This window comes from Spirochaeta isovalerica, from assembly GCF_014207565.1.
In the GTDB taxonomy this organism is placed as follows: Bacteria; Spirochaetota; Spirochaetia; order DSM-2461; family DSM-2461; genus Spirochaeta_F; species Spirochaeta_F isovalerica.
Genome location: NZ_JACHGJ010000019.1, coordinates 1 through 7,767, shown reverse-complemented (window position 1 = coordinate 7,767; position 7,767 = coordinate 1). Strand labels below are relative to the sequence as shown.

The 7,767-nt window shown below is 29.8% G+C and carries 8 protein-coding genes; all 8 read left to right on the top strand.

Annotation, left to right across the window (positions count from 1 at the left end; translation table 11 throughout):
- Positions 1-298 precede the first annotated feature (298 nt).
- The 8 genes from HNR50_RS21955 (at position 299) to HNR50_RS21920 (ending at position 7,758) form a co-directional block, all read left to right on the top strand.
- On the top strand, positions 299-1,159 hold the full coding sequence (locus HNR50_RS21955) for a hypothetical protein (RefSeq protein ID WP_184748960.1): 861 nt from the start codon (positions 299-301) through the stop codon (positions 1,157-1,159).
- A gap of 48 nt (positions 1,160-1,207) precedes the next feature.
- A complete protein-coding gene (locus HNR50_RS21950) occupies positions 1,208-2,083 on the top strand; it encodes a hypothetical protein (protein ID WP_184748959.1) in 876 nt (291 codons plus the stop codon).
- A 366-nt stretch (positions 2,084-2,449) separates the two neighbouring features.
- A complete protein-coding gene (locus HNR50_RS21945; RefSeq protein WP_184748958.1) occupies positions 2,450-3,529 on the top strand; it encodes a hypothetical protein in 1,080 nt (359 codons plus the stop codon).
- 543 nt (positions 3,530-4,072) lie between these two features.
- Complete coding sequence (locus HNR50_RS21940) at positions 4,073-4,750, top strand: HAD family hydrolase (RefSeq protein ID WP_184748957.1); 678 nt, start codon at positions 4,073-4,075, stop codon at positions 4,748-4,750.
- A 2-nt stretch (positions 4,751-4,752) separates the two neighbouring features.
- A complete protein-coding gene (locus HNR50_RS21935; protein WP_184748956.1) occupies positions 4,753-5,235 on the top strand; it encodes a GNAT family N-acetyltransferase in 483 nt (160 codons plus the stop codon).
- A 231-nt stretch (positions 5,236-5,466) separates the two neighbouring features.
- Positions 5,467-5,658: a hypothetical protein gene (locus HNR50_RS21930; RefSeq protein WP_184748955.1), complete on the top strand. Its 192-nt coding sequence runs from the start codon at positions 5,467-5,469 to the stop codon at positions 5,656-5,658.
- Positions 5,659-5,963: 305 nt separating this feature from the next.
- A complete protein-coding gene (locus HNR50_RS21925) occupies positions 5,964-6,950 on the top strand; it encodes a hypothetical protein (protein ID WP_184748954.1) in 987 nt (328 codons plus the stop codon).
- A gap of 163 nt (positions 6,951-7,113) precedes the next feature.
- A complete protein-coding gene (locus tag HNR50_RS21920) occupies positions 7,114-7,758 on the top strand; it encodes a hypothetical protein (RefSeq protein ID WP_184748953.1) in 645 nt (214 codons plus the stop codon).
- The last annotated feature ends 9 nt before the right edge of the window (positions 7,759-7,767 follow it).

Genomic DNA, 7,767 nt, shown 5'->3' with positions numbered 1-7,767 from the left:
AAGTAAAAAGAAAAGAATTCCCAATTAACCTCTTTAGACACGGAATGATGAATCAAGAAACAGTCATAAAGGCTCTACATAAATAAGAAATATAACAAAGATTTGCACCAGATTCGGCTATGTCAAGAATCCTGCTTTTCTGCTACGCAGGCAGGATTCTTGACATAGCCGAACAGGTGAAATCGACGTTCTAAAGACAGAATAAACTTGTAAAGAAGCAAGGAATTTTATCTATTTAATATATAAGAAAAACATATTACATGACACAGTATTGTTGTAAGCAAATAAGAGGGGTGAAATGATAATTGATAATATTGTAAAAATTATTGAAGCTATTTCCACAGTTTTGTGGCCAATCATTACTCTGATAATTATACTTTTATTCAAGTCAGATATTTCTACTTTTCTAAATAGAATCAAAAGAGGAACTCTATTTGGCAATGAAATTGAATTAGCGGATGAAATTGATGATTTACGAGAAGTTGTAAGTAAATCAAAAAATGAGATTCCAGAAGATAGAAATCCAGTAGATGATTATTCTCAAAAAATTATTGAATTTTCAACACAAAATCCAAGGACAGGATTATTGGAACTCGCTATTGAGATTGAAAAAACTGTAAAAAATATTATGTATAGCTCCGGTTGGTATAAAAGTATTAATATTGTATCAATTCCTTCTTCAGTAGATTTTTTAGTTAAGAAAGGAGTTATTCCAAAAAATACCTTAAGCTCTTTGAAAATATTTTGGGATGTACGAAATAAAATAATTCATAGTCGTGGCAAGACTTCAGATCAAGAAATAATTAAAGTTATTGATATTGGCCTTACATTATTAAGGACATTAAAAATTATTCCTCAGACGAAACATACAGTATATAATACTAATATTGAGATATATAAAAACAAAGAATGTACTATTATTGATAAAGATGTTGTTGGAATAATTTTAGAAGAAAAGAGTCCAGGAAAAAGTATTACAAATTATAGAATTTATCCTACTAAAAGAAGAGATTATAAAGTTGGTTTGAGTCTATCTTGGGAATGGGATATGAATACAGTGTTTGAAGATCGATACTATATTGACCCTGAGACACATGAAAAGAAATGTGCATGGAACTCATCTGCTGAGTTTATAGGACGAGATCTTGAACAATTATAAACATTCAATAATTGCATGGGATTTTAATAAAATATTAAATGAGGTTATATGAGGTACACACAACTTGAACTTGCTGTTTTATATTTATTTAAAGCGCATAATGCAACAAAAACATCATCGATGGCATTCGTAGTTTTTAATACAGAGATATATAAGCTATGCAAACATGATAAAGAAAAAGTAGAATATGCGATTCGTTTCGCTGATGAAAAAGGATGGATTGAAGCTAGTAGTGGTAATCGGTATATTTGGCCATCAATTGAAGCAGAACAGATCATTTACTGGGGTAAAACTAAAGGAGAACTTAATTCTATGGATATTAAAGAAAAAAAGGCTGCTAGATATAAGTTTTTAAATGAACTGTATAATGCGACAGGTGGTTCAAAAAATGAATTAATTAGTGCAATTGAATTAGGAAAGAAAATAGGATTAGAAAACAATCTATCTCACGATGTAGCACAATATCTATCTGATGAAGGATTACTCGAATTTGCGGCTTTAGGGGGAATAATTCGTATTACTCATGGAGGTATACAAGAAATAGAGAATGCGCATGAACATCCAGATATAGAAACTAAATACTTTCCTCCAGTTAATTACATTAATAATATTATCAACATTGGTGGAAATAGTAATGCTCCAATTCAAATGGGAAATACGAATTCAACACAAGTTTCAAATATAAATAACAGTAGCAATGAGGAAATCCTAAAATGGATTGAAAATTTGGAGAAAGCCATTAATGAGGAACAATTAAAAAATCAAGAATTGAACGAAGAAATTGATACTGTAAAATTCTTAATCTCAAAAAAGAATCCCAAAATGACAGTTATTCAAGAGTCAATGAATATAATTAAAAACATACTACTGGGAGTTGCTTCAAATACCGTATTTCAAGGTTTACTAGCAGCATTTCCAATGTAAAAGAAAAATACATTTGTTAGTTGATCTACAACCATATTGACTTATTCTGATATAGCTTTAGAACAAGGTTTTGCAACTGACAATCCTACTGTCATGAAATCTGCTTTTCTGCTTCGCTGGCAGATTTCACGCCAGCTTAACGGCTTGCAGCTGAAAACGGCGTTCCACCGACACTATGTAACAATTGTTTGTCTTTTTGAACAATTTTCTTATTTAGATTCGATGCATATTAATTTTCCATCTGATGATGGAAAAATAATAGATATAGTAAAAACAACTTTAAATTATGCAATATTATGCTAAACTTTGAATTGGTTTGTTTGTTTAATAATAAATCTTATTAAAAATCAAAATGGAGAAATAATTATGAAATTTAAAATAAAATTACTAGCATTATGTATTGTGATTTTTTTAGTGTTAGGGTGTGAAAATGGGAATACTGATGTCAATTTAACCTTTGATGAGATATTTAAATTAGAAGCTAAAAGTTATTCATTTATTGATACAGACTATTATGCTGATTCTATTATTGACAATAGAGGTTATATGTTTGTTCCTACAGAGAATGATACTATTAATATATACAACGCCAGTGATTTAGAATTCATTAATTCTATATCTTTTATTTCAAATGTTTCTTCATCCAGTATAGGAAATCCAATAGCTAAGTTAATTACTGAGAATGATCAATTAATATTTTCTGGATGGTCAGATATCTATTTCTACGATATTAGTGATATAAATGATATATCTTTAATTGAGAGAGATCTATTAGAGCGAGCTGAAGATACGGATGGAATTTACGACTTTGTCAAAATAGGAGATTATATATATGCCCCGACATCCAGTGGTCTTAATATCTATCAGTGGAATAGTAACATTTTTACATTTATTGGTACTTCTTCGGTTACATTAACACCTGATGAGCAGTTTTCGAATAATTCTTCCAGAATCTTATCATATAATAATTTTTTATATTATTTTTCCTATAATTCAAGTGATAATTCATTACAACGGGTAGTAACTTTTGATATTACTGATGATGCAGAAAATCCTGTAATTTTATCGAATAGAACTGATATTGAGTTTGAACATCTAAATCTATCAATGACTGAAAATTATTTTATTTCATGTTTTACAAATACGATTACAATATATGAAATTAATACTGACGGTACATTAAACCAAGTGTATAGAGGAGAACCTCATATAAACGAAGGATCATCATTAAAAGAGGATCTATTTGTTGGATCATGGGCTGATTACATCATTGATTATTCACAAAAAGATCAGCCAGTATTACTAAGTAGTTTTTCCTATACAGTACCTGAACATTTAAGAATTCTAAGACAGAATGATATATATTATTTTTTTGAGGTGATCAATAATTTTTCGGGAGAATATAAGCAAGATGTGTCTATCCGAAAATATTCAATAGTACAATAATCAGATGAATAATTAATTCTATAGAATTTACCATTTATTATATATGAGCCCTAACAATGTCAATAGATGTAATGGATCTGGCTTCGAATAATTGTTTACTAAATTTTTAAAATGATCCAGATTTATTACGTCAGTATGTTCGGAAGTCTTATTCTAAAGATCATCCAACAAATATTTTCTTAAGAATTATTCAATGATAAAATACGCGGTAGAACAAAGCCATGAACAGAGACCGAGTCTTTGGCACAGCATGTGCTCGCCGCTTCGCTCTGAGGCAAATGCAGCGCCAATTCTTACGCTTCGCTCCAGAAGCGAGTCGGCTCGTTATGGCGACGTTCTACCGACACTATAAGTAGATTATTGATCTTTTTGAACAATTTCCTTTTTCAAATTCAGAACATATTAATCCTACTTCGTAGGATGGAGAAAAGTAGATATAGAAAATCGTATTGGAAAGTATGATAACTATATACAATCAAATAAATCGCATATATTGTTAATGTATAATAATAAACTATTTTAAGAAAGAATAAGGTCTGACAATTGTACAAGGGAATAATTTTTGATTTTGGAAACACACTCACTCGGTCATCCTCTTTAGCAGATTCACTGGAACAAATTTTAGATAATCCGAATTCAAAGGCAATAGGTCTTTCTATAGAGAATAAAATCTATAAACTCTATAAGCCTGATCAGGTAGAACAACCATCATGGATTAGTGTCTGGAAAGAATCTTTTGATGAATTTGGAACCCCATTTACTGAGAGCATTGGTCGAGAACATCTGAAGACATTCACCAAAAATTGTAAAACACAGACTTATTCAATACCTCTTTTAACAAAATTAAAAAATATAGGATTAAAAATAGCTCTCTTATCGAATGTAACTGGTGATGCAGAAATATTTCAAAATGATTTACAAAATCGAGGATTAGATAAATTCTTTGATGTTATCGCTTGGTCTAGCGATATTGGTTTTCGGAAACCATCTATCCAATCATATAACTATGTCATTGATAAATTGAATCTCAATAAATCAGAAATTATTATGATTGGGGATTCAGAAATAGCAGATATAAGAGGGGCTATAAAAGCAGGTCTGAACTGTATAAAAATTACGGATGAAGAAAATAATATCAGTGATGCAACATATGTTGTAAAACGAGAGAGTGCTTTTGAAGATATTATTTCTATCACAACTGGTGAATCATATATAAATTAGGTATGGAGAAGACATTGTATCATTTTTACGATAAAAATAATAATTTAACTTCTAGAATCTGCAATAAATCAGATAAATCTTTCATTCTAGATATATATGAAAGAACAATATTCAATCAAGTTCGAGAGTTTTATGAAGTAGATCTAGAAATGTTTAATAATAGATTTGATGCTGACTATCATACAATAGAAATGATTTTACATAACAATAAGCCTATTGGGTTTTATCAAATTGATTTTGATCGAACAATCATTTCAATTCAGCGATTATTTCTACACCCAGATTATCATAAACAAAGTATTGGTAAAAAGATAATGAAGTCCATAATAAATTGGGGAATAGATCATAATTATGATGAAATTCGACTTATGGTTTGGGAAAATAATCCAGCACTTTCCTTCTATAAAAATTTTGGATTTATTGAATTAGAAAAAATAAAGCATAAATATTCTTTGCAATTATTAATTAAAAGTGAGTTAACATAAAAGAAATGAAAGCGGTAGAACAATCCAATGAAGTTGACCGTTTTTTGTCATGGGATCTGCACTCCACTGCGTTTCGATGCAAATCCCACGCCAACCCTTCCGCTTCGCTCCAGGGACAAGCCGGCAACTTATTGGGGCGTTATATTTCAAAATTGAACAAAAACTATTTTCATTAAAACTATAAAAATATTATTATTACTATCAAAATTATATAATGCAAAAGAGGAAAATATGGACATTCTAGCCTTTGGATACGTTATTCTTTTTTATGGACTTATTATTTCGCACATTGTCTATGCAATAATAACTACTTTAAAACTGATGAAAAGAACTGAAATTGAGAATTATTATTTAGCTATGATAGTTATATGGATCGTTCCAATTTTTGGATCAAAATCTGTAAGGATTAAAGAGAATATATAAAATAATATTTGGAGTTTGATTAAATTCATGCACAAAAACACCGTCCATGGTGTTTTTGTGAATCTGTTATAAATTCGTCGGACTCATCACTTAACAGATTTTACCTGGCTGCATTTCATTCCGCCCAAATTTCCGGACTACTGTTATTGGTAGAAACTGATTTCAGCCATATTATAAAGATTAAATGCGAACGGTCCGGAAACATCAGGTAAAATCGAGCCGTTAAGTGCCAAATCCGACAAATCGGGATTTTAGACTCGCCCGTCCATGGGCTCGGTATAGTATAAACTCAAAGAGGTTTTAAAATGAAACAACTTATTTGCTTATTCTCTCTAATTCTTCTTTTACTTAGCTGTAGTGTAGGATCATATACTGTAGCAACTGAAATTAATGATGAGATTGATCCTACAATCAGATCGAATATTAATAAAACTTCATTGTCTATTATGAATGCTATTAGAGATCAAAACTATGAAGATTTAAGAGATAACTTATCACCTAATCTTTTGACACTAGAAAAATTTGATATTAAAAGCTTTGCGGATCAATTTTCAGCTTTCCTTACTAACAACACTTTTTCAATTAAAGATCAATATTATTCTAGATTAATTGAAGGAAAAGAAGATTCTATTGTCACTGTAATTGGGTCGTCAGATGAAGATAAGTTTATCATCAACAATCTTCAATTCTATGATAAAGAATCGTATAATATCTTTTTTACTAGTAAAAACCCTGGTCCACAATATTTATTGTTTATGAGTTTTAGTAAATATAATGATGAGTGGAAAGCAAATATATTACAATTAGGCAATTATTCTTTAATTGGAGAAACAGCTCCGATTCTCTATAAAAGAAGTAAGAACTTATTTGAACAAGGTCACATAACAAGCTCTGCTTTGCTAAATATTGCTCTAAATAATATATTAAGACCTGCTTCATTCCTTCAATATAGACACGAAACAGAATATAAGGATTTTATTGAAGCAACATCAAATGAAATCAATAAGATTTATAACTTCCCTATTAAATTAGGTAATATTGAGATAATTGGTTTAGATATACATTTTGTTTCAGCTGACGGTATTATGCCTGTAATACTCTATCTTACTGATACTGAATTCAATGAAGATTTGCTAAAAAACGAGATAAATGTAAATAAAAATATGATCTTACAAACCTTCCCTTATATAGATCAGGATTTCAATTATGCATTTATGCGAGCATATAATGAGATGCCGATAGATAAAAATAAATCATATGAAATTTATACTACGGCTTTAGAATTAAAATAAAAATATAACAAGGATTTGCACCAGATTTGCTATGGCATAAATCCTGCTTTTTCTGCTACGCAGGCAGGATTTTCGCCATTTACGCAAACAGGTGAAATCGACGTTATGTGGATATAGGTCTTGGATTAAAAAAAGAATTTATAGAAATTAAAGGAGCAAAAGATTGAAGAATATTTTAATTTTACTATTATTTTCATTTATTCCTCTTAGTGCTTTAGACTTACCAGTTATAAATAGAGAAATGGAAGTAATTTACTCATTTAATATAGGGAGCGAGTTGAATCAAATTGGATATCATCATACAGATCAAGGAATAGAACCTTCAGGACCAACAGATATTGTGATTAATAATAACTTAATATGGTTTTGGGATTACCATAATTCAAAAATAAAATCATTTGATTTAGACTCATTTCAGATAAAAAATGAATCTCTTTGTTTTAACTATTCTAATGTCCCACAATTACTAGAACTACATAATGAAAAAATATTATCAATAAATAAAAATAATCGCCTTGAGATTATTGATCTTTTCGAGAATATACAAAGATTTCAATTCAATAACAATGAGAATCTACTTGAATCTGTTATGAAATCTAATCAATTAAATTATTTCATAACCAACAACTATATAATAATTGAATCAAAATCAGGAACGATCGGATTATTAAATTATTCAAAGCAGGATAATGAAATAATAATTGAAGAGAATATAGACAATATAGAGAATCCGGCTGAAAGTTGCCACCTGTTCCGGTTCAAAGTTGCCGGGCATTCCGGACGAAAGTTGCCACCCATTCCGGTTTAAAGTTGCCAC

What these genes read in the sequence shown, in the direction of transcription:
- HNR50_RS21955 (WP_184748960.1), top strand. Translation starts at nt 299, where the DNA reads ATGATAATTGATAATATTGTAAAAATTATTGAAGCTATTTCCACAGTT.
- HNR50_RS21950 (WP_184748959.1), top strand. Translation starts at nt 1,208, where the DNA reads ATGAGGTACACACAACTTGAACTTGCTGTTTTATATTTATTTAAAGCG.
- HNR50_RS21945 (WP_184748958.1), top strand. Translation starts at nt 2,450, where the DNA reads ATGAAATTTAAAATAAAATTACTAGCATTATGTATTGTGATTTTTTTA.
- HNR50_RS21935 (WP_184748956.1), top strand. Translation starts at nt 4,753, where the DNA reads ATGGAGAAGACATTGTATCATTTTTACGATAAAAATAATAATTTAACT.
- HNR50_RS21930 (WP_184748955.1), top strand. Translation starts at nt 5,467, where the DNA reads ATGGACATTCTAGCCTTTGGATACGTTATTCTTTTTTATGGACTTATT.
- HNR50_RS21925 (WP_184748954.1), top strand. Translation starts at nt 5,964, where the DNA reads ATGAAACAACTTATTTGCTTATTCTCTCTAATTCTTCTTTTACTTAGC.